Origin of the sequence: Ensifer sp. ENS07 (genome assembly GCF_014852185.1) — a bacterium.
GTDB classification, from domain to species: domain Bacteria; phylum Pseudomonadota; class Alphaproteobacteria; order Rhizobiales; family Rhizobiaceae; genus Ensifer; species Ensifer adhaerens.
In genome coordinates this window covers 1-255 of the sequence record NZ_JACVBE010000094.1, presented here as the reverse complement: position 1 = coordinate 255, position 255 = coordinate 1, and the positions used below count along the sequence as shown (strand labels likewise).

The window sequence follows — 255 nt, the reverse complement described above, 5'->3', positions numbered from 1 at the left end:
CGAAGCATCTGGTCCTGGAATTGCCGAAAGGCCAACGGCAATTCCAGGAAGGGCGCACCATTGCGCAAGGCACCGGGCTTGCGCTGGATGACCGCAAGGTAATGCCGCCAGTCGTAAATCGTTCGCGCCGGTTTGTCGTGGCTGCGCTCAATGACCCGCGCATGTTCGCATAGGATATTGCCCTCGGCCGCAACGACCAGCCGCTCAGGGTAAATCCGCAGGCTGACGGGCCGGTTCGCAAAGGATGCAGGCACA

The 255-nt window shown here is 61.2% G+C and carries 1 pseudogene; it reads right to left on the bottom strand.

What is annotated here, in order from left to right:
• Positions 1-255, bottom strand: a pseudogene (locus IB277_RS39145) (IS21 family transposase); the annotation flags it as partial.